Raw genomic sequence first — 20,373 nt, forward strand, 5'->3', positions numbered from 1 at the left:
GTCAGTGGAGACTCCCCCAATGAAAAAACTACTTTCAGTATTAGCTGTGTCGGCAGCGGTAATGGCACCAGCGGCATTTGCTTCATCGCCAGTTATGTTTTCAACGATCAACGGCTTCAACGCACCGGATTCAGATGCGGTTGGCGGTGTACGTTTAGCTCTGCTTCACGGACAAGTAAACGACCTTAAAGGTGTCGATCTTGCGGTTGTTGGTATGTCTGAGACGCAAACAACAACAGGTGTGAACTTGGGTATCTTCGGTGCATCAAAAGTGAACCAAGAAATGACCGGCGCATCTCTAGGTTTCTTCAACTGGAACACGGGTAAAACAACCGGTGTTAACCTTGGTGCAGTGAACATTACCAATGATGTAAAAGGCGCGAACGTGAGTTTCGTCAACTACTCAGAAGGTAACACTATGGTTGATGTTGGTGCAGCGAACCTTTCAGAAGTGTCCACGGTTCAGGTTGGTATTTTCAACAAAACCAACAAAATCGAAGGCGTGCAGATTGGCCTGATCAACTGTGCTGATAACGGTTTCTTCCCGTGCTTCCCGATTGTAAACTTTGCTAAATAACGCTGCCGTTTAGCCTTTGGTTTTACTATTGGCGACTTTTAGTTAGCGCATTAGCTTTTAGTTACGAATTAGCTTTTAGTTACGAATTAGCTTTTAAGGCTAAGTTTCTCAACGCCTAAACCCTTGTTTAGGCGTTATTACATTCAATGCCACTTCCTCGATAAACTTCTTCAAATTACCCAATAAGCATGTTGTTTTATATTTGTTGTTGCGATGTTTTAATTTATAAGTACAATGTGCGATAAATTTCCAATGATGATTTATATGCTTTGATTAACCACCATACCGTCGATTTTAAAAAGGCTTTCTTAGGCCTGACCGCCAGTTTTTTAGTAGTTTTGAGCTTGTTGCTCGTTGATTCAGCGGAAGAATCAGATAAACAGTATGGAATGGAAAACCAAGGCGTGACACGCTCTTTAGTGGAGCTCACACAGATCATAAATGCGCTTGAGTACAACATCACGGCTCTTTATCCACTGCATGGGGATACCTACGTATTCTCGCATGACAAAAAGATCGAAGGTGAGACGTGCTACTTTACCAGTGAGGAGCAACATGCCCCTCGTTTTGATTTTATGTTCTCTGGCCCACGTGAGATGTGCAACCCGAAATCGGACCTTTATGCCGAAGCGGGTAAGCGCTTGTTCATCGCACCGACCATGGCTTATTTTGCCAATACCATTGATACCATCTCTGCGATTTACTTCATTTCAAAAGAGAAGTTCATCATATCTTCACCTTCTGACTTTGCCAGTTACATCAAGGGCGACACCTTTGATTCGGTTGTGAATAGCAGGCCTTATTGGGTGAACACGATTCGTTTTGGCTTAGCTCAAGGTCAAGACCAGGTGGTGTATACCGGCCAGTACGATGACTACCTGACAGGTCAGAAAGTGGTGACCTTAACCAAAGGGATCTACGTTAATGGCGAATTCAAAGGGGTGTTGGGTGTGGATGGGTATGTCTCTAATCTCGTATCGAACCCTACCCATGGCTATCAAGTGACGAGTACGCGAGGCGCAAACAAATACGGGTTTATGGATTTTACCTATTCCAAGCCTCTGTATGTTGGTGACATTAACACTCAGTTGTATCTGAGTATTGAAGAAGATAAGAGCGAGCACTTTCTGCATGTATTGGAGATGGAGAAGATTCAACTTTCGATACTCTTGATTTTGTATCTGCTCTCAGTTTTATGGTTATGGCGCTTCTATACAAGACAAGAACACCAGCGTTTAAATGACCTAGCAATGCGCGACCCATTAACTGGCTTGCTGAATCGACGTGGTTTTGAAGCTCGATTACTGGCTCAGGATGAAGAGCCTATTATTGGTGTTGGCGTGTTTGATATCGACGATTTCAAAGTCGTTAATGATCAATATGGCCATAAAGTGGGGGACGAGGTGATTTGCCATGTTGCTCAGTTGATGCTGAACAGCGTTAGACAGCAAGATATCGTGGCTCGATTTGGTGGTGAAGAGTTTGTTGTTGCGATTACGGGGGAATCATCAGAGTTGCTTTCGTCGATCTTTGAGCGAATTCAAAACGACATTAGCCTACAGAGTTATCGATGCCCTACGGGTGACAAGATTAGTGTTTTAGTATCTGGTGGCGCGACGCTCTACTCTCTGTATAAGTTCGACAGTGTTGGGCATTTATGGAAAAACCAGAGTATTCGTTCGTCTGATGAGCAGCTCTATAAGGCAAAGGCAGCGGGTAAGAATCAGGTGTGTATTCAGGTGTATTAAGCGCTTTCGTACAAACTCAAAGCCTAGTCGTTTGACTAGGCTTCTTTTTTTGTCTCTAAGGAATTGTGTCTAAGCAATTGTCTCTAAGTAATTGCACCTAAGATTAGAGATTATTTTTTCACGCGACCTTTTCGCATCCACTTCTGATGAACACCACGACGCAGGCTTTGGAAGCTGTTTTCCACCTTATCGACACCAAGCAGAATTACTAGCGCCATTAGCGTGATAATGACCGATTGGGAAAGGTGACCAAGTGCGATCATCATACCTAATGCAGCGAGTACCCAGATAATCGCGGCTGAAGTGACACCATGAATCTTTCCATCTAATGTCATCATTACTCCAGCGCCAAGGAAACCAACCCCAGTAATGATCTGACCAAGCACACGAGCTTGATCGAGCGTGTTAGGGGAAAGGCTAATCGCCATGGTGAGGAAGAAATAGGTACCGCTGATGATCAGAATCGATGTCCTGATTCCGACCGGTTTGCCGCGTGTTTGCCTTTCGATGCCGATTAACGAACCACACACCATGCATACTGCAAGGCCTGCCCAGCTAAAGGGGGCAAGGTTGAGAGTTTGTTCTATAAATTGTGTCATATCACCCCTCCTAAAAATTTAGAATAGAGCTGAGTATGCTAATAATAGACCGGACGATCGAACAAAAACTTTTTGTCTTAACGATTGATAAAGATGACGTAAAGTCTAACAGCCGTCTGTTGTTAAGGTGAAGACAGGTGTCGTGGTCTCAGTCGCTTCTTGATATTCAAGGTAACAGTTATCAGCCTGCTTTTTTCTACTCGAAGGCGCATAAAGAATAATGCCATCGTTCGCATCAGTATTGGTAAAGAACCAGTCTGCTCTACCTGTATCCCAAACTGCATCTAAGAAAGTGGATTCGATAAGGTATGCCCAAGCTTGATCATTCATCGCCGCAGGATAACCGTAAGCCACCAATATATCGTCGCCCTCAACATTTACTGACGCACTCGCTGCTTTATCTAAGCCTAATGCTGATGTCTTACCATAAAGCATAGCACTTGCACCCTCCATTCCGCCTTTAAGGCCGTTTAATGTCGAGATACGAGCATCGGTTTGCAGGTTGAGGAACTTCGAAGCGGCCGTTACAGACACAATACCCAGAATCACGATCACCACGACCAACTCGATGATGGTGAAACCTTTTGAGTTGAACTTAAGCGCTTGACGGGATGTGGTTGCTGGTGGAGCAACTGAAGTATTGTGTTTCATTGATACAACTTCTCTATTCAATGTGGAGGTCGAGTGGCGTCTTGCTGCTGCGTCCACCAATCTCACGAGTTAACTTAGGCACCAAGTAGCCAGAAACCTCAGAGATTAGCCCTTTAAAATGATGCTTCGCTTCTTCATCAGAAATATAGAAATGAGCAGCGCCCTGAACTTTATCAAGTACATGCATATAGTAAGGTAAAACGCCAGCATCGAATAGTTTTTCGCTTAATTCTTTCAAGGAGTTAGCGCTGTTGTTCACCCCTTTAAGCATCACGCCTTGGTTAAGCAGAGTCACACCACTTTGCTTCAGCTTATGAAAGGCTTTTTTGAGCTCTAAGTTAATTTCGTTGGCATGATTAATATGGCTCACCATGACCACATTGAGGTGAGTTTGCGCTAACAATTGGCACAGTTCATCCGTCACTCGAGTGGGGATCACAACCGGTAATCGGCTGTGGATTCGAACGGTTTTGACATGTGGGATTTGTTCGATAGCACTGATAAGCCATTCTAGTTCGCTATCTTTTGCCATCAGTGGATCGCCACCCGATAAGATAACCTCGTTGATCTCTGAGTGAGCAGCCACATAGTCGAGGCTGGTTTGCCACACCGACTTTGAGCCCTTGTTATCTTGATAAGGAAAATGACGACGGAAGCAGTAGCGGCAGTTAATTGCACAGCCACCTTTCACAATCATCAATGCGCGATTTTTGTATTTGTGCAGTAAACCTGGAATCGCGTTGTCTTGCTCTTCTAAGGGATCTGCGGAATAGCCTTGGTGCACCTCAAACTCTTCACTTAGCGGTAAAACCTGTCTTAGCAATGGATCGTGTGGGTTGCCTTTTTCCATTCGTTCGACAAAGCTAAGGGGTACCCGAAGTGCAAATAACTCACGAGCAGCGAAGCCTGCTTGCCACGGTGTTGGGTCTATTTCCAATGCCTCAAGCAGTTTTGTCGGGTCAGAGATCGCATTCGATAGTTGTTTGAGCCAGTTTTGCTCAACAGATTCGACTTTTCGGGTTATGATATGCGGCATTGAAATTAACTCAAAGATGTGGAAGAGAAAATCATGGCGTCAGTAAGCACCAATGAATTCAAAGGCGGTTTAAAATTCATGTTAGATAACGAGCCTTGCTCAATTATCGACAATGAATACGTTAAGCCAGGTAAAGGCCAAGCGTTTAACCGTGTAAAACTTCGTAAACTGCTGTCAGGCAAAGTGTTAGAGAAAACATTCAAATCAGGCGAAAGCTTTGAGCTTGCAGATGTTGTTGACGTTGAACTAGGCTACCTATACAACGATGGCGAATTCTACCACTTCATGAACAACGAAACATTTGAGCAAATCGCAGCAGACGTAAAAGCAGTTGCTGACTCTGCAAAATGGTTAGTTGAAAATGACGTTTGTACTCTAACGTTGTGGAATGATAACCCTATCACAGTAACTCCACCAAACTTTGTTGAGATCGAAGTAACTGAAACCGATCCTGGCCTTAAAGGCGACACACAAGGTACTGGCGGTAAGCCTGCAACTCTAGCAACAGGCGCGGTAGTTCGCGTACCTCTATTCATCGCAATCGGTGAAGTTGTGAAAGTTGATACTCGTACTGGCGAATACGTTGGTCGTGTGAAGTAATTTGATTGTGCCCATCCTATTTTGGGATGGTTCAGTGAAATAGAAAAGGTCGCTCATGAGCGACCTTTTTTGTATCTGATTATCAGAAATGGCTTACTAAGCTACTTGTTAGCAAAGAAATATTTATTTAAGTAGTCATTCAAAGGCATAAATGCAGGGTTTGCCCAAGAGATAAATACAGAGGCAGGATCGCTGTCTAAATCACCAGAAGCAACTTCTCCAGCTACTTTGAACTTAGTCCCTGCTGAACCAATAAGTTCTCCACCACCTTCACTCAGCTTTGGCGAAATTCTGTACTCATACATCAGGCCTAGTAATGAGCCAGGATTTAAATTTGCATTGGTATCTTCATGTATAGGGTCAACTGTGCCATTAGAAATGTCATTACCGTTGTCATCGGTAGTGCTTCCATCATCGGTACATGGATTAGGTGTTCCAAGAGCACGGTGAGTACTTAGTTGACCATTACCGTAATTACACTCGTTAAAACGGAGTGATTCCATACCTGCCGTTGATGCTAGGCCATCCTGAAGGAGTAGCACGACTTTGAAGGCGTCGTAAGAGTCACTTAGCTCAGAACCCAATACATTGTTTTGGTTATCATCGACGTAGTAATCAAAAAGCTGCATCAGTTTTTGGTATGTCGTTGCTTTTTTAGTTTCATCTTTTCCTTCAATTGCGGTGTATACCAATTCCACACCATCAACGATTTGTTTCGCTTGGCTTAGCGTGATAATAAATTGGTCTGCTGCAGTAGAGCCGTCAGGTTCATTAGCCATGATCCCAATAATTAGAGTCTTTTTGTTCAACTGCTTTTGAACATCTTCACTCGCCCAGATAGTAAAGTTTTTTGCTTGGGTCACTACACGTTGGTGCTGCTCATCAGTAATCGATGAGTCTGCTTTTAGTACATAGATACCTTTTTCAAATGCACAATTAGGGACATCTGCAGCTGTTGAGCAATTTTCAACAGATGAATAAACCGTGACTAAAGAGCTTGGTGTAGCGGGTGTCGGCGAGGTGGAAGTCGAAGATTTACTTCCAGATGAGCTATTACAACCGGCAAGTGTTAGTGCCAGTAATGTTAAAAAAATAGATTTCATAATATTCACTAAGTGGATTGTGTTCGTGGTCAATGATTTGTTTTTGTTATCGGTCGCAACAGTATCATTTAGTGACATGAAGGAATGTAAGTCGGCGTAAGCCTATGTAAGGGTAGATGCGAGTAAACGGGATTCGAGATACGAAGAGCGGGAAAGGCAGATTCGAGTAAACGGGATTCGAGATACGAAGAGCGGGAAAGGCAGATTCGAGTAAACGGGATTCGAGATACGAAAAGCAGGAAAAGCAAGAGCGAGCTAGATGTGTGATATTCGACAAGCAACAAAAAAGCAGAACAAGATAATCCTGCTCTGCTTTTAGTCTTTTAGTCTTTTCGCTCTTAAGCTCTTCGAATCTCGATTACTCGAATCCCGCATCTGCTCTTAAGCTCTTCGATACTTGTTTACTCGAATCCCGTATCTGCTCTTAACTGTTAGATCATAAAGATGAAAATAACAGACAATGCGCTGATTAGGCCTGCAACGAAGTAGCAGCCCACTTTACCCGCAACGCCGACATGGAACTTAAGGTCGTGCATGCCGTGGTGAAGACGGTGCATTGCGTGCCACATTGGCAGTGCTAGCGTACCGATGATGAACAGTGCACCGATAATGCTGGTGGCAAATTCAGACACACGTTCGTAGCTCATTGCGTCCGCATCGATGATGCCCATTGGCACTAAGATACCGAGTACTAAGATCGTGATTGGTGTGATCATCGCGAACCAAGTACCGCCAGCGCCAAATAGGCCCCACCAGATTGGCTCATCAGAGCGTTGTGGGTTGTGGTTAACAGGTTTTACTTTGTAATTTGTGTTCATAACGAAAGCTCCTTACACCACAACAAGAACGATTAAAGAAATAAAAGCCACCGCTGCCCACTGGGTCAGTACGATGATTCTTTTATCAACCAATTTGCCTTTAAGGCGGATTGGCATTACTTGAGGCATCATGCTGAAGAAGGTCTGAGCGTGCAGTAAGCTGCCAAGCAGTGCCACGATGTTGATACCAACAATGATAGGGTTAGCCATAAAGCTCAACCAACCTTCCCACGCTTCAGGGCCTTTCACTAGCGCACCCAAACCAAAGGTTAGGAACACAGTGAACAGAATCAAAGGCAGTACAGTTGCTTCACGTAGCATGTAGAAGCGGTAGAACGGATGGTTGCTCCACCATGTTCTCTTCATCTCACGAACATAAGGCTTACGATTGCTCATATTATGCCTCCTCTGCTGTTTTTACTTGCGATCCATCAGGCTTGAACATCGAAATAACGAAGTCCATTGAAGACTCAACTTTGCCTTGGTTTACTGCCGCTGCTGGGTCTACTTTCTTCGGACATACGTCAGAACAGTAACCTACAAACGTACAGCCCCAAGCGCCGTTGTCGCCATTGATAAGCTTCATGCGTTCAGCTTTACCATTGTCACGGCTATCTAGGTTGTAGCGGTGAGCAAGAGCAAGTGCCGCAGGGCCGATGAACTCAGGGTTTAGACCAAACTGAGGACACGCTGCGTAACACAAACCACAGTTGATGCAGCCAGCGAACTGTTTGTACTTCGCCATTTGCTCTGGAGTTTGGATGTTAGTGCCGTCTTCTGGCTTACGGTCGTTACCAATGATGTAAGGCTTGATTGCTTCAAGGCGCTCGATGAACGGCGTCATGTCGACAATCAAATCTTTTTCGATTGGGAAGTTAGCCAAAGGCTCAATCTTGAAGCCATTCGGGTAGTCACGTAAAAAGCTTTTACATGCCAGTTTTGGCACGCCATCAACCATGATGCCGCAAGAACCACAAATCGCCATACGACAAGACCAACGGTAAGACAGGTCTTTATCTAGGTTGTCTTTGATGTAACCGATCGCATCAAGTACTGACATGGTTTCATCAAATGGCACTTCAAAGGTTTGAAAGTGAGGTTCTGCATCGTGCTCAGGGTCATAACGCAGGATTTCAATTTTTTGGATTCGATTCGCTGACATTATGCTTGCTCCTCTTCGCTCTTCTTAGCATTCTCTTCTGCTGCTTTTTCAGCGGCAGCGGCTTTCTCTGCAGCTTCACCGTACAGACGAGCTTTAGGTTGAGATTTGGTGATCTTAACGCCGCTGTAGTCGATGGTTGGTGCTGCATCTTCGTTGTAGAAAGATAGAGAGTGTTTCAGGAAGTTCACGTCATCACGTTCTGTGCAGTTGTCGTCTAGACGTTGGTGTGCACCGCGAGACTCTTTACGAAGGATCGCTGAGTGAACCATCGCTTCTGCAACTTCAAGGCCGTAACCCACTTCGATAGCGTAAAGTAGGTCAGTGTTGAACACTTTGCCTTTGTCTTTAATGCTGATCTTCTTGTAGCGAGCTTTCAGTTCAGTGATTTTGTCGATGGTCTTTTGCATCAAGTCTTCTTGACGGTAGATACCACAACCCGCTTCCATGGTGTGACCCATTTCAGTGCGGATGTCAGCCCAGTTCTCATCACCTTCTTGGTTTAGTAGACCTGCGATGCGATCTTCAACCGCTTTAACTTGCTTAGCGATAGATTCTTCATTCCAGCCTTTGAATTCAGCTGCACGTTTCACTGCTTGTTCACCGGCTACGCGACCAAATACTACAAACTCAGCCAGCGAGTTAGAACCTAGGCGGTTTGCACCGTGTAGGCCAACTGAAGCACATTCACCAACGGCGAATAGGCCTTTAATGCGAGTTTCACAGGTACCGTTAGTTTCAATACCACCCATGGTGTAGTGAACGGTCGGACGAATTGGGATTGGCTCTTTTGCTGGGTCTACGTTTACGTACGCTTTTGCCAGTTCACAGATGAACGGTAGACGCTCTTGCAGGTACTCTTCACCCAGGTGGCGAAGGTCAAGGTGTACGACATCACCAAGTGGGTGCTTGATGGTGTTACCTTTCTGCTGCTCGTGCCAGAATGCTTGAGAAACTTTGTCACGAGGACCCAGTTCCATGTATTTGTTCTTCGGCTCGCCCACTGGAGTTTCAGGGCCCATGCCGTAATCTTGTAGGTAACGGTAGCCGTTCTTGTTGACGATGATACCGCCTTCACCACGACAACCTTCGGTCATCAAGATCCCAGTGCCCGGTAGGCCTGTTGGGTGGTATTGAACGAACTCCATATCACGCAGTGGTACACCGTGGCGATAAGCCATTGCCATACCGTCGCCCGTTACGATGCCGCCGTTAGTATTACAGTGGTAAACACGACCTGCGCCACCGGTTGCTAGAACAACAGATTTTGCTTTAATCGTAACAAGCTCACCTTCAGACATATGAATCGCGATTAGGCCTTGTACTTCGCCATCTTCAACGATCAAATCCACCACAAAGTACTCATCAAATCGTTTGATTGTGTCGTACTTCATCGAAGTCTGGAACAGAGTATGAAGCATGTGGAAGCCGGTTTTATCCGCTGCGAACCACGTTCTCTCTACCTTCATACCGCCGAATCGGCGTACGTTTACTTCACCGTTTTCTTTACGACTCCATGGGCAGCCCCATTGTTCCATTTGGATCATTTCGCGAGTCGAGTTTTCAACAAAGTATTCAACAACATCCTGTTCACATAGCCAGTCGCCACCGCCAACAGTATCGTTGAAGTGGTTATCTAGGCTATCTTCGTCTTTAATTACCGCTGCTGAACCGCCTTCTGCTGCTACCGTGTGCGAACGCATTGGGTAAACTTTAGAAATCAGTGCTACTTCCAATTCAGGATTAGCTTCAGCTGCTGCAATTGCTGTACGAAGACCAGCGCCGCCTGCGCCGATGACTGCGATATCTGTGGTAATTGTCTTCACAGTTATTCTCCAGTGTGATGCGGAGTATTCCGCTTGTTATTATAAAAAGCTTATTTAGAGAGCAGTAAACGGCATCAACCGTTCATCACCCCTAAGCCTTAAGTGGTAGGTTCAGTGTAAGAGAGGAAGGTATTCGAAAAGTTGATGCATTTGGGTTTTTAGGTCGGTAGTGCATATGGAGGCATAGAATTTATAGGTTATGTGACTGCAATCACGGCAATGAATTGTTGATAACGATTAGCCCACAGGGCTTGTGTTAACGGCTTGTTGAGTATGATTTTTGTTATCAATGTGGATGTGAAAGCTGTATTGATAATTGTATTGTAGAACGTAATTTTCTGGCTTCATTAAAGCAACATTTTGCTTTCATCTATAGAAAGATAGAAGCTTACAAAAGAGGCGAAAGGTGGTAATTTCCGTCGCCTAGAATTCAGTAATATGGAACTTAATAATGCACTCAACATGGCAACCAGCCGCAACCATTAAGCAGTTAAAGCAACGTGCTGATATCCTTAATCAAATCCGTCAGTTCTTTGCTGAGCGAAACGTGATGGAAGTGGATACGCCTGCGATGAGCCACGCCACGGTGACGGACGTGCATTTGCATACTTTCAAAACTGAATTCGTAGGGCCGGGTTATGCGCACGGTCAGCCCTTGTTCTTTATGACTAGCCCTGAGTTTCATATGAAACGTCTATTAGCGGCGGGCAGTGGCTGTATTTATCAAATTTGTAAGTCTTTCCGGAATGAAGAAAATGGCCGTTACCACAACCCTGAGTTCACCATGTTGGAGTGGTATCGCGTCGGTTTTGATCACCATGACTTAATGGATGAAATGGGTTTGCTGTTACAGCAGGTTCTAAAATCAGGTGTTGCGGAGCGAATGACTTACCAACAAGCCTTTATTGATGTACTGGGTGTGTGTCCATTAGAAGATTCTATGGATACCTTAAAGCAGGCTGCCGCGAAACTAGGGCTCAGCGACATTGCAGATCCAGAAGAAGATCGTGACACCTTGCTGCAGTTGCTGTTTAGCATCGGGGTTGAAGCAAAGATTGGCCAACAGGTGCCAGCCTTTGTTTATGACTTCCCAGCCTCACAAGCGGCATTAGCTAAGATTAACCCCGAGGATTCACGAGTGGCGGATCGCTTTGAGGTGTATTTCAAAGGCATCGAATTAGCTAACGGTTTCCATGAGTTGGATAAACCACAAGAGCAACTCAAGCGTTTTGAAGACGACAATGCCAAACGTATTGAGATGGGCTTATCACCTCAACCGATTGACCATCACTTGATTGAGGCATTAAAAGCGGGTTTACCAGATTGTGCGGGTGTTGCTTTAGGTATCGATAGGCTGATTATGCTGGCTTTGGGTTACGACCACATCGATGATGTGACCGCTTTCCCGTTCCCACGTTCTTAGCTTTTTGCTTTTTTTACTGAGAGCTAATAGCTCTCAGTTTCCATCAGCTGACCAGAATACCAGTACCCACTACGGCAACAATGGCACCGATCCAAGCGTAGGCATTTGGTCTCTGTTTGGTGTACAGCCAAAGTATTGGTAACAACATGATAGGTGTGGTTGAAGATAACAGAGCGACCATGCCGACATTGCCTTCCTGTAGTGCATACAAGATCAGCGTCATTCCCACCGCCATCGCTAAAAATCCGTTAACTGCGGTAATTGCGAATATTTGTTTATTCATTGGATTGATCGCGCGTGAAAGTTTAGCGCCTGTTAAACGAAACAGCGAGTGAGCAACAAAGGCGGTGATCATTCGAATGGCAGAGGCTGCAATTGGGTCGATACTGGTTTGCATCACGGGTTTGGCAATAATGCCGCCCAATGCTTGGCAAATCGCAGCTGTCATTCCCAGTGCAACACCAATCCACACGGTGCCTTTAATGGTTTCAAGTTGATTGTTTGCTTGGCCTCGACGACCAAAGAATATCGCGGTTAAGACGCCACTGAACACCAAAGCCGAGCCAATCAGCTCAACAGAAGTCATGCTTTCGCTAAATAGGAAGTAACCAAGAATGGCTGAGAACACGGCGTGACAAGAGAACAGCAAACCCGCTTGGCGCGGTCCCATTCGGTTTAAGCAGGCAAATAGGGCGGTATCACCAATGAATATACCAATCAGGCCAGACAGCATCATCGGCGTGACTAGATTGGCTTCGACAGTTGACCAACCTCCGGTAAACCAAGCCATACTCGATAAGATGATTGCGGTACAACCCATTCGCCAGCGGCTATAGGCGAAAGAACCCAAGTGCTGAGCAGGCTTTACTGACATTAGGCTCGCAATGGCCCAAAGAAAGGCAGCGGCGAGAGCTAACCATTCGAATCCCATCTGAATAACATCCTTGTGTCTGGGATAAATTAGCTCATCAATATGCATCAAACCGAACTGAGAACAAAGTGATTCTTAGCAAAAGCACCACTTTGCTGCTCAATTACCGCCTTGCTCTTCAGTTACTGTTTTGTTCCGGTTATCCGTTTCGCTTGTCTGACTAGCGAAGCTTTATACCTTAAAGCGCTCCACATCTCGGCGCATCGACTCGGCAGCGCTGCTCATCTCATTTGAGCTGTTGCGGCTGCTTTCCGCTTGTTGTGCAAGATCATCAGAGGCATCTTTAATCCCTTGTGTATTACGACTGATGTCTTCGCTCACGGCACGTTGTTCTTCGGCTGCACTCGCTATTTGCAGCGCCATATCGTTGATTTCGGTGATGGCTTGCGTGATTTTAGTGAGGCTGCCATGGGCTTGCTCTGCGAAGCCAACACTGTTCTCTGCCAGTTGGGTGCTGGTGGTCATGCTTTCAACAGCATGTTCGGTATTCTTCTGTAACGTATCAATCATCACGCGGATTTCTTCCGTTGAGCCATGCGTTCTTTGGCTTAGCACTCGAACCTCGTCTGCGACAACAGCAAACCCGCGACCTTGCTCACCCGCTCGAGCGGCTTCAATTGCCGCATTTAAGGCCAACAGGTTGGTTTGTTCAGCAATACCTTGAATGGTGGATAGGATCTTGTTGATGCTTTGAGCATTACTCTCTAATTCACGAATCACATTGGCCGCGTCTTCAACTTGAGTCGCGAGGCCAGTAATCGCATCGCGGTTTTGTTGAATAACCTCCTGACCTTCATTACAAGCAGTGGCTGAAGCTTGAGAAGCAGATGCAGTGAGTTCAGCATGGCTAGCTACTTCAGCTGCGGTGGCGGACATCTCATGAATCGCGGTCGCTATTTGATTGATATCGTTTTGCTGATTTTCAACTCGAATGGAGGATTGGGTCGCCAGTTGGTTGGCCTTTTCGGCATGATTGTTGAGATCGTGGCTGTGTTCTATGACGCCTTTCAACATGCTTTGCATCTGGCTTAAGAACTGGTTTACAAGCTCGGCCAGTTTGCCTATCTCATCCATACGCGTGATATCAATACGTTGAGTGAGATCACCTCTACCTTGAGCAAGCTGAGTCAGTGCTTCTGATAAGGTTTGTAATGGTGAAAGCAGGCGGTTGATCACCATTGTGCTCGCAATCGAAATGACGATGTACAAAACCAAAGAGGTTAGGGAGATGAATTGAATCGCGTCAGAGACCGCAGAGAACGCCATTTTCTTATCGATAACAATACCTAACGACCAATCAGTATTCGGGACATTGGCAATGTACACCAGTTTATCCCCTTGGCCTGGCCAAGTTAGCGTGGTGATCATTTGATCTTGGATCAATTGCGACACTTTGTTTGCAGTGAGTCCTGGGTTCAAACTGGTCAGTGGTTTCTGACTTAGCTCTTCATCAGTGTAGGCAACGATGTTGTTGTTACCATCCACTAAAAACGCAAAGCCATCGTTATCCAGTTTTACATTGAGAACCGTATCAATAATGCTGGTGACGGTTAAGTCTGCTGCGAGGACACCTTGTCTTTCACCGTTGAATGCTTTCGCAAAGCTGATGACAATGCTGCCGTCAAAGTCTTGATAAGGTTCAGTAATGACGAGGTCTGATGTTGCGTTAGCATCTTTATACCAAGGGCGGGTGCGTGGGTCATAGCCAGCTGGCCAATCTTCACCTTTATCGCCATACGCGATAGTGCCATCGCTGAATCCCGCATAAACAGACAAGAATTGCCCAGCTTGTTTGGTGATTAGCAACTCGCGGTCAGAGTTACTACTGCTTGAAATGGTCGGCTCATTAGCAAGCATCATATCGCTGCGAGTAGAGAGCCAATCGGCAATATAATTGGTAGTGCCGACACTGACATTTTTCATTTCTTGGTTGATCGCGACTTCAGTCTCTTGAGTCAGCTGATTAACCGAGATCCATGCCTGAGCGCCACTCACGACGGCAATAATGACCGCAATGGCGATCTGAATTTTAAATTTAATAGTATGTCTCAAGGTCCATTCCTCTCTGATTAGACAATAACCTAACTACAACGACGTACTTGATGGTGAATTGACGTGTCTTTGATGTGTGTATATTGCCGCTGTCTTGATGTTGTTAAATGTGTTTAAAATCAAAAATTTAAAATAAATCATCGTTATTTTTAATAATCCGTGAAGTAGAATCACAATTATCTATCGATCAAAATCGAATAAACCCACCAGGTAGCGAAATCACGATTGCTATCTGGTGGGTTGTAGTGAAGATTTAACGTGCTAGATGATAATAAGCTAACGTGCTAGGTGATAATAAACAGCGCGAGGTAGACCATTGACAAGCCGACAATTCCTAAGATGATGCCCATCTTCGCCATGTCTTTGCTTTCGATAAGTCCGGTCGAGTAAGCCAGTGAGTTTGGTGGTGTCGATACTGGTAAAATCATACCAAGTGATGCTGAGAAGGCGACAACAACCAGCAAGCCCTGTAGACCACCAATCGCAACTAGGCTTTCCATCGATGCACCAATCGCAGCGGCTATTGGCATCAGTAAGTTGGCAGTCGCGGTGTTCGACATGAAGTTCGCCATTAACCAACACACGATAGATAACGTCAGTACCACAGCAGCAGGCGAGAGTGATTCATAGTCAATCGCGTGTGCGAGTGCAGCGGCTAAGCCTGTTTTATCCAAGCCAATCCCAATCGCAATACCACCCGCAACCAGCCACAATACATCCCAGTTAATCAGCTTGAGCTCTTCTTTGCCCATGATGCCAGTGAGAGTAAAGACAGCCAGTGGAATGATAGACACTACATAAGTGTTCATGCCATGCAGTTTGGTGGTCATCCACAATAAGATTGTCGCAGCGAAGGTGATGTAAACCACAATCGCTCGCCAGCTCTTTCTGAATTGTCCATCGAGTTTGAGCACCATGTTCTTCTGCTTGGAAGGAAAAATTTTCTGAAGAAGGAACCAAGCAATGGTGAGTTGGATGATCACAAAGGGCAAGCCCATCATCATCCAGCTGAGGAAGTCGATGGTGTTTTCACCCGTTAGGTATTGTAATGCGATGGCATTGGGAGGCGTGCCGATTGGTGTCGCGATACCACCGGTGTTGGCAGCAATGGGAATACACAACACGAGCGCTTTGATCCCCATGTCGCCTCTTGGTGCCGACGCCACGATAGGACCGAGTAGCGCCAGCATCATTACCGTAGTTGCGGTATTTGACATGAACATCGAGAACACGGCGGTGATCAGCATTAAACCCAGCATGATGAAGCGCGGCTCTGTGCCAAATGGCTTGAGTAGCACTCGAGCTAAGTTGTTATCGAGTTCGTACTTGGATGCGGATATCGCAAGAGCAAAACCACCCATGAATAGGATGATTATCGGTGACGAAAATGCACCGAATATGTCGGTATATTTGATTAACTCACCTAGATCGTGTCCTGCGGGTGGATTTCTAAACAGGTGTAAACCTTTATCAGAAATCATTACCAGCTCAAGTGCAATGATCAAAATGGAAGTGGCGAATACCGGAACAGGTTCAAGTACCCACAGTAGAGCTGCCAACAAGAATATCGCCAACAAGCGGTGTTGAATCAGCGTGAGATCATCGATTGGTATTGAATCTATCGGCATGAATAACACGCCTAAGGGAATCGCAAAACAAATCAACAGCTTGACCAGAACGTCAACATTGGGTTTAGGCATGTACAAAGACCCTATGAATAAAATATCTTCAAATAGAGTAAGTTATCTGGATTTTTGGTACTTGGAGACGGATTGTAAAATCGAAAAGTTGTTTAAGGTTTCGACAGTTGTTTTGTTTTTGGTCAATCTTTTATCTGAGCAATTAGAGGCAAGAGTGAGAAGCAACAGCTGGCTGGGCAGGGGTTGAGGATTGAAAGCTTGGATTGTTAGGGCTTGAGTAGGAGACGAATTGGTAGAGTTAAGAAAAAGGCGCGTTCTTCTCTGATATAGAAATAGAAAAAGTAACGCGCCTTTAAAACTAAATGAGTTAACTCAAGCCGTTAAGCTTGGTCAGTGTTCTCTGTTGAATCAACAGCTTCAGTCTCAACTTCTTTACCAGCAATATGCGCGAAAGGGGTACCAAGAACGGTTTTCTCACCATTTTGCATCGTGTCGTCAAATTTGATCGCACCTTTAGCGAACAGGTTGATAACGGTTGAACCAAGCTTAAAGCGGCCCATCTCTTCGCCTTTCTTCAAGATGATTGCGTTATTGCCTTGTGCTGGGTAATCCCATTTGTAAACCGAATTACCGCGAGGTGGCGTGATGGTGCCAGCCCATACTTGCTCAATGCTGCCTACGATCGTTGCGCCAACCAACACCTGTGCCATTGGGCCAAATTCCGTATCGAAGATACAAACGACACGTTCATTACGTGCGAATAGGTTTGGAACGTTCTCTGCCGTTAACGGGTTAACTGAGAAAAGATCACCGGGAACGTAGATCATCTGGCGTAGTGTGCCGTCGCATGGCATATGCACGCGGTGGTAATCACTTGGAGACAGGTAAAGCGTTGCGAATTCGCCGTCTTTAAACTCATCCGCTAGCGCTGCATCACCACCCAATAGCTCGCGAGCTGAGTAGTCATGGCCTTTAGCTTGAATCAGTTGACCGTCAGTAATTGGGCCAAATTGGCTTACACGTGCATCGGCAGGGTGAACAATAACTGACTCACCTTCAGCGATAGGGCGCATGCCATCTTTCAATTCACGCACGAAGAATTCATTGAATGTTTTAAAGTGTTTTGGATCGCTATGCAGAGCTTCATCCATGTTCACTTTGTATTGCTTGATGAACCAGTTGATGATCGCTGTCGTTAAGCCGCCCGCTTTAGCAGACGCAAGTTTGCCGACTAGGCGAGTCAGTCCATGTTGTGGAATCCAGTACTGCAATCCAACTTTAATCTTATCCATTGTATTAATTTTCCAATGCTAATTGTTTTTCAATTAAATCTGTTGATGACGGTTTAGGGCGCGAGATGTTACTTAAATTCGCGCCAATTGTCAGTAAATGCACACATTTGTTCACAAAAACGCGATTAGAGATCGGCTTTTTTGTTGCGTGAATACTGACGGTTATCTTTGTTACTCGCCATGCTTTCAATGATGCGGTGGTAGTTGTCGAAACGTAATCGACTGATCTTGCCGTTTTCTACTGCTTCGCGCAGGATACAACCAGGGTCATCGTTGTGTTTACAGTCGCGGAATTTACAACCGCCAAGGTAAGGCTTGAACTCGATAAAGGCTTCAGTGATTTCATCGGCTTCTAAGTGCCATAGGCCGAATTCACGAACTCCTGGTGAATCAATCAGATCACCACCAGAAGGGAAGTGGTATAAACGAGCTGCCGTGGTGGTATGTTGGCCAAGACCTGAGTTCTCAGAAACTTCGCCTTCTTCAATGTCTAGCGTTGGCATTAATGCATTCACTAGGCTTGACTTACCCACACCCGATTGACCAACAAAGATGTTGATACGGTCTTTAAGTTCAGCTTCCAGCTCTTTGATGCCGTAGCCAGACTCTTTACTCACGAACATCACTTTGTAGCCGATCTTCTCGTACTCTTTCAGTGTTTCACGGTATTCAGCAATCTGCTCATCAGTCAGTAGGTCGACCTTATTCAGCACAACAAGTGGCGCGATGTTCACTGTTTCTGAAGCGATCAAATAGCGGTCGATAATATTAAGTGATAGCTCTGGTAGCACTGCCGATACGATAACCATTTGGTCAACGTTCGCAGCAACCGGCTTTAGGCCATCGTAGTAATCAGGGCGAGTCAGCATTGAAGTTCTCGGTTCAACCGCTTCCACAACGCCAGAAATGCCGGCCATGGATTCTAAGCCTGCGCGCCAAGTCACTCGGTCACCAGAAACTAAAGTCTCGATACTACGGCGTAAGTTACAACGATGAACTTCGTTAGTTTCAAGATCTTCGATATCGGCATGTTGGCCAAAGCGCGTAATCACGAGTCCGCTTTTGGTTCCGCCAAGCATGTTCTCATCCCACTGGATAGAATCTTCTTTCTTGAGTCGCTTGTTCTGGTTGCTACGTACACGACGCACTTGACCTTTGGTTAACTTCTTTTTTTTAGCCACAATTTTTCACTTAACACATCTAACTTGATGATTGGGAACTCAAACAGGATGTTGCTGGTACCACGTGATTTCGATGGTCCTAAAGCTAGTTTGAGTATAGTTATTTGGGTATAGTACCTCTTTTACACATAAACAAATAGGCGACGCCTTATGTCCTTTAGCGATCAGAACCTTATTTGGGTTGATCTAGAGATGACAGGACTTGATCCTGAAACTCATAAAATCATTGAAATTGCTACTATCGTTACTGATAGTGAGCTTAACATCCTGGCTGAAGGACCTGTTTTGGCTATTCACCAACCTCAGAGTGAATTGGACAAGATGGACGAGTGGTGTACAACGACGCACACTGGCAGCGGCCTCGTGAAGCGAATTCAAGAAAGCACGGTTTCAGAGCAAGATGCCATCCAACAAACGATTGAGTTTCTTGAAAAATGGGTACCAAAAGGTAAGTCACCGATTTGTGGCAACAGCATTGGTCAAGATCGCCGTTTCCTATACAAGCACATGCCAGAGTTAGAAGAGTACTTCCACTACCGCTATGTTGACGTAAGCACGCTGAAAGAGCTTGCGCGTCGTTGGAAACCTGAAGTGCTAGATGGTTTTTCTAAGTCAGGAAGTCACCTTGCACTTGATGATATTCGAGAGTCGATCGCCGAGCTGCAGTACTACCGAAAAACGATTATTAACATCTAGTCGGATAAAATGATCACGTTTATCTAACTTTTCAGGGACATAAGAGTTAATTTTTTTGCAAATCTGTGTGCTTTTACAGCAGTTGAGTAAAAAGTTTCGTAATTTTGCATTAAGGACTTGCATCACAAAAAAATGCTCTTATAATTCGCAGCCCTGAACGGCGAAAGACGTTTTCAGATTGCGATACTAGCTCAGTTGGTAGAGCGCAACCTTGCCAAGGTTGAGGTCATCGGTTCGAACCCGATGTATCGCTCCAATTTGTAGGTTATGGCGAAAGCGGTAATCGAAAGGTGAAAGACCTTTTATAATGCGATACTAGCTCAGTTGGTAGAGCGCAACCTTGCCAAGGTTGAGGTCATCGGTTCGAACCCGATGTATCGCTCCAAATTAGCCTTTTAAAGGCAAGATTCATTGACTTAAACAATGCATCCGGACGCGGGATGGAGCAGTTTGGTAGCTCGTCGGGCTCATAACCCGAAGGTCGTCGGTTCAAATCCGGCTCCCGCAACCACATTACAGTTAGGCGCTATCTGTTGCCCAAGGCGGTAAGAGCAGCGATTAACTAATGCGATACTAGCTCAGTTGGTAGAGCGCAACCTTGCCAAGGTTGAGGTCATCGGTTCGAACCCGATGTATCGCTCCAAATCAGCCTTTTAAAGGCAAGATTCATTGACTTAAACAATGCATCCGGACGCGGGATGGAGCAGTTTGGTAGCTCGTCGGGCTCATAACCCGAAGGTCGTCGGTTCAAATCCGGCTCCCGCAACCACATTACAGTTGAACGTTGATTTGATGCTTCCTTAGCAGACAAGATTAACGGTTAGCTTATGCGATACTAGCTCAGTTGGTAGAGCGCAACCTTGCCAAGGTTGAGGTCATCGGTTCGAACCCGATGTATCGCTCCAAATTCTCTCTTTTTAGAGAACAGAGTCATTAACTTAAATAATGCATCCGGACGCGGGATGGAGCAGTTTGGTAGCTCGTCGGGCTCATAACCCGAAGGTCGTCGGTTCAAATCCGGCTCCCGCAACCACATTACAG

18 protein-coding genes and 7 tRNA genes are annotated in these 20,373 nt (G+C 45.5%); 12 read left to right on the forward strand and 13 right to left on the reverse strand.

The genetic code is table 11. The features are described from left to right. Positions 1-19 precede the first annotated feature (19 nt). Both L4C44_RS16920 and L4C44_RS16925 read left to right on the forward strand, forming a co-directional pair. A complete protein-coding gene (locus L4C44_RS16920; protein WP_009847923.1) occupies positions 20-577 on the forward strand; it encodes a VC2662 family protein in 558 nt (185 codons plus the stop codon). Positions 578-846: 269 nt separating this feature from the next. After that, positions 847-2,325, forward strand: a complete 1,479-nt coding sequence (locus tag L4C44_RS16925) for a sensor domain-containing diguanylate cyclase (RefSeq protein ID WP_428805432.1) — start codon at positions 847-849, stop codon at positions 2,323-2,325. Between the two features lie 110 nt (positions 2,326-2,435). Here the strand turns inward: L4C44_RS16925 and L4C44_RS16930 are convergent, their stop codons facing one another. The 3 genes from L4C44_RS16930 to epmB form a co-directional block, all read right to left on the reverse strand. Continuing rightward, complete coding sequence (locus L4C44_RS16930; RefSeq protein ID WP_428805433.1) at positions 2,436-2,924, reverse strand: MgtC/SapB family protein; 489 nt, start codon at positions 2,922-2,924, stop codon at positions 2,436-2,438. Positions 2,925-3,029: 105 nt separating this feature from the next. After that, a complete protein-coding gene (locus tag L4C44_RS16935; RefSeq protein ID WP_428805434.1) occupies positions 3,030-3,575 on the reverse strand; it encodes a prepilin-type N-terminal cleavage/methylation domain-containing protein in 546 nt (181 codons plus the stop codon). Between the two features lie 13 nt (positions 3,576-3,588). Continuing rightward, positions 3,589-4,611, reverse strand: coding sequence for an EF-P beta-lysylation protein EpmB (epmB, locus tag L4C44_RS16940; RefSeq protein ID WP_371714705.1), 1,023 nt, complete (start codon positions 4,609-4,611; stop codon positions 3,589-3,591). Between the two features lie 33 nt (positions 4,612-4,644). On the opposite strand from epmB, the gene efp reads away from it, so the two are divergent. Next, on the forward strand, positions 4,645-5,211 hold the full coding sequence (efp, locus tag L4C44_RS16945; protein ID WP_019822013.1) for an elongation factor P: 567 nt from the start codon (positions 4,645-4,647) through the stop codon (positions 5,209-5,211). A gap of 101 nt (positions 5,212-5,312) precedes the next feature. On the opposite strand, the gene L4C44_RS16950 is transcribed toward efp, so the two are convergent. From L4C44_RS16950 to frdA, 5 genes are all read right to left on the reverse strand, one after another. Further along, positions 5,313-6,314, reverse strand: a complete 1,002-nt coding sequence (locus L4C44_RS16950; protein WP_428805435.1) for a histidine ammonia-lyase — start codon at positions 6,312-6,314, stop codon at positions 5,313-5,315. A gap of 431 nt (positions 6,315-6,745) precedes the next feature. Continuing rightward, on the reverse strand, positions 6,746-7,132 hold the full coding sequence (gene frdD / locus L4C44_RS16955) for a fumarate reductase subunit FrdD (protein ID WP_017067166.1): 387 nt from the start codon (positions 7,130-7,132) through the stop codon (positions 6,746-6,748). 12 nt (positions 7,133-7,144) lie between these two features. Next, the gene (gene frdC, locus L4C44_RS16960; protein ID WP_102530487.1) at positions 7,145-7,528 is read right to left on the reverse strand and encodes a fumarate reductase subunit FrdC; all 384 of its coding nucleotides are present in this window, start codon (positions 7,526-7,528) and stop codon (positions 7,145-7,147) included. Between the two features lies 1 nt (position 7,529). Continuing rightward, positions 7,530-8,294: a succinate dehydrogenase/fumarate reductase iron-sulfur subunit gene (locus tag L4C44_RS16965; RefSeq protein ID WP_009847917.1), complete on the reverse strand. Its 765-nt coding sequence runs from the start codon at positions 8,292-8,294 to the stop codon at positions 7,530-7,532. Continuing rightward, positions 8,294-10,117: a fumarate reductase (quinol) flavoprotein subunit gene (gene frdA / locus L4C44_RS16970; RefSeq protein WP_081230121.1), complete on the reverse strand. Its 1,824-nt coding sequence runs from the start codon at positions 10,115-10,117 to the stop codon at positions 8,294-8,296. Before frdA ends, L4C44_RS16965 begins: the two co-directional genes overlap by 1 nt. A gap of 451 nt (positions 10,118-10,568) precedes the next feature. Here frdA and epmA point away from each other — a divergent pair, with 451 nt between their 5' ends. After that, the gene (gene epmA / locus L4C44_RS16975) at positions 10,569-11,540 is read left to right on the forward strand and encodes an elongation factor P--(R)-beta-lysine ligase (protein WP_428805436.1); all 972 of its coding nucleotides are present in this window, start codon (positions 10,569-10,571) and stop codon (positions 11,538-11,540) included. A gap of 43 nt (positions 11,541-11,583) precedes the next feature. Here epmA and L4C44_RS16980 read toward each other — a convergent pair whose 3' ends face one another. The 5 genes from L4C44_RS16980 to rsgA form a co-directional block, all read right to left on the reverse strand. Next, positions 11,584-12,471: a DMT family transporter gene (locus L4C44_RS16980; protein ID WP_428805437.1), complete on the reverse strand. Its 888-nt coding sequence runs from the start codon at positions 12,469-12,471 to the stop codon at positions 11,584-11,586. Positions 12,472-12,642: 171 nt separating this feature from the next. After that, entirely contained in the window at positions 12,643-14,523 is a 1,881-nt protein-coding gene (locus tag L4C44_RS16985; protein ID WP_428805438.1) for a methyl-accepting chemotaxis protein, read from the reverse strand. Positions 14,524-14,807: 284 nt separating this feature from the next. Next, on the reverse strand, positions 14,808-16,223 hold the full coding sequence (locus L4C44_RS16990; RefSeq protein ID WP_428805439.1) for an SLC13 family permease: 1,416 nt from the start codon (positions 16,221-16,223) through the stop codon (positions 14,808-14,810). Between the two features lie 320 nt (positions 16,224-16,543). Further along, entirely contained in the window at positions 16,544-17,455 is a 912-nt protein-coding gene (gene asd, locus L4C44_RS16995) for an archaetidylserine decarboxylase (RefSeq protein ID WP_081230115.1), read from the reverse strand. 125 nt (positions 17,456-17,580) lie between these two features. Continuing rightward, the gene (gene rsgA, locus L4C44_RS17000) at positions 17,581-18,636 is read right to left on the reverse strand and encodes a small ribosomal subunit biogenesis GTPase RsgA (RefSeq protein ID WP_048663217.1); all 1,056 of its coding nucleotides are present in this window, start codon (positions 18,634-18,636) and stop codon (positions 17,581-17,583) included. Positions 18,637-18,786: 150 nt separating this feature from the next. Between rsgA and orn the strand changes: the two genes are divergently transcribed. From orn to L4C44_RS17040, 8 genes are all read left to right on the forward strand, one after another. Next, on the forward strand, positions 18,787-19,332 hold the full coding sequence (gene orn, locus L4C44_RS17005; RefSeq protein WP_017055371.1) for an oligoribonuclease: 546 nt from the start codon (positions 18,787-18,789) through the stop codon (positions 19,330-19,332). A 180-nt stretch (positions 19,333-19,512) separates the two neighbouring features. Continuing rightward, positions 19,513-19,588, forward strand: a tRNA-Gly gene (locus L4C44_RS17010). 53 nt (positions 19,589-19,641) lie between these two features. Continuing rightward, a tRNA-Gly gene (locus tag L4C44_RS17015) sits at positions 19,642-19,717 on the forward strand. Positions 19,718-19,766: 49 nt separating this feature from the next. Next, positions 19,767-19,843: transfer RNA gene (locus tag L4C44_RS17020), tRNA-Met, on the forward strand. A 56-nt stretch (positions 19,844-19,899) separates the two neighbouring features. Beyond that, positions 19,900-19,975: transfer RNA gene (locus L4C44_RS17025), tRNA-Gly, on the forward strand. Positions 19,976-20,024: 49 nt separating this feature from the next. Further along, positions 20,025-20,101 (forward strand) — tRNA-Met (locus L4C44_RS17030). A 60-nt stretch (positions 20,102-20,161) separates the two neighbouring features. Next, positions 20,162-20,237 (forward strand) — tRNA-Gly (locus L4C44_RS17035). A 51-nt stretch (positions 20,238-20,288) separates the two neighbouring features. Further along, positions 20,289-20,365 (forward strand) — tRNA-Met (locus tag L4C44_RS17040). Positions 20,366-20,373: the final 8 nt, after the last annotated feature.

The organism is Vibrio satsumensis (assembly GCF_050337435.1).
Classification (GTDB): domain Bacteria; phylum Pseudomonadota; class Gammaproteobacteria; order Enterobacterales; family Vibrionaceae; genus Vibrio; species Vibrio satsumensis.

What these genes read in the sequence shown, in the direction of transcription:
- L4C44_RS16920 (WP_009847923.1), top strand. Translation starts at nt 20, where the DNA reads ATGAAAAAACTACTTTCAGTATTAGCTGTGTCGGCAGCGGTAATGGCA.
- L4C44_RS16930 (WP_428805433.1), bottom strand. Translation starts at nt 2,924, where the DNA reads ATGACACAATTTATAGAACAAACTCTCAACCTTGCCCCCTTTAGCTGG.
- L4C44_RS16935 (WP_428805434.1), bottom strand. Translation starts at nt 3,575, where the DNA reads ATGAAACACAATACTTCAGTTGCTCCACCAGCAACCACATCCCGTCAA.
- epmB (WP_371714705.1), bottom strand. Translation starts at nt 4,611, where the DNA reads ATGCCGCATATCATAACCCGAAAAGTCGAATCTGTTGAGCAAAACTGG.
- efp (WP_019822013.1), top strand. Translation starts at nt 4,645, where the DNA reads ATGGCGTCAGTAAGCACCAATGAATTCAAAGGCGGTTTAAAATTCATG.
- L4C44_RS16950 (WP_428805435.1), bottom strand. Translation starts at nt 6,314, where the DNA reads ATGAAATCTATTTTTTTAACATTACTGGCACTAACACTTGCCGGTTGT.
- frdD (WP_017067166.1), bottom strand. Translation starts at nt 7,132, where the DNA reads ATGAACACAAATTACAAAGTAAAACCTGTTAACCACAACCCACAACGC.
- frdC (WP_102530487.1), bottom strand. Translation starts at nt 7,528, where the DNA reads ATGAGCAATCGTAAGCCTTATGTTCGTGAGATGAAGAGAACATGGTGG.
- L4C44_RS16965 (WP_009847917.1), bottom strand. Translation starts at nt 8,294, where the DNA reads ATGTCAGCGAATCGAATCCAAAAAATTGAAATCCTGCGTTATGACCCT.
- epmA (WP_428805436.1), top strand. Translation starts at nt 10,569, where the DNA reads ATGCACTCAACATGGCAACCAGCCGCAACCATTAAGCAGTTAAAGCAA.
- L4C44_RS16980 (WP_428805437.1), bottom strand. Translation starts at nt 12,471, where the DNA reads ATGGGATTCGAATGGTTAGCTCTCGCCGCTGCCTTTCTTTGGGCCATT.
- L4C44_RS16990 (WP_428805439.1), bottom strand. Translation starts at nt 16,223, where the DNA reads ATGCCTAAACCCAATGTTGACGTTCTGGTCAAGCTGTTGATTTGTTTT.
- asd (WP_081230115.1), bottom strand. Translation starts at nt 17,455, where the DNA reads ATGGATAAGATTAAAGTTGGATTGCAGTACTGGATTCCACAACATGGA.
- orn (WP_017055371.1), top strand. Translation starts at nt 18,787, where the DNA reads ATGTCCTTTAGCGATCAGAACCTTATTTGGGTTGATCTAGAGATGACA.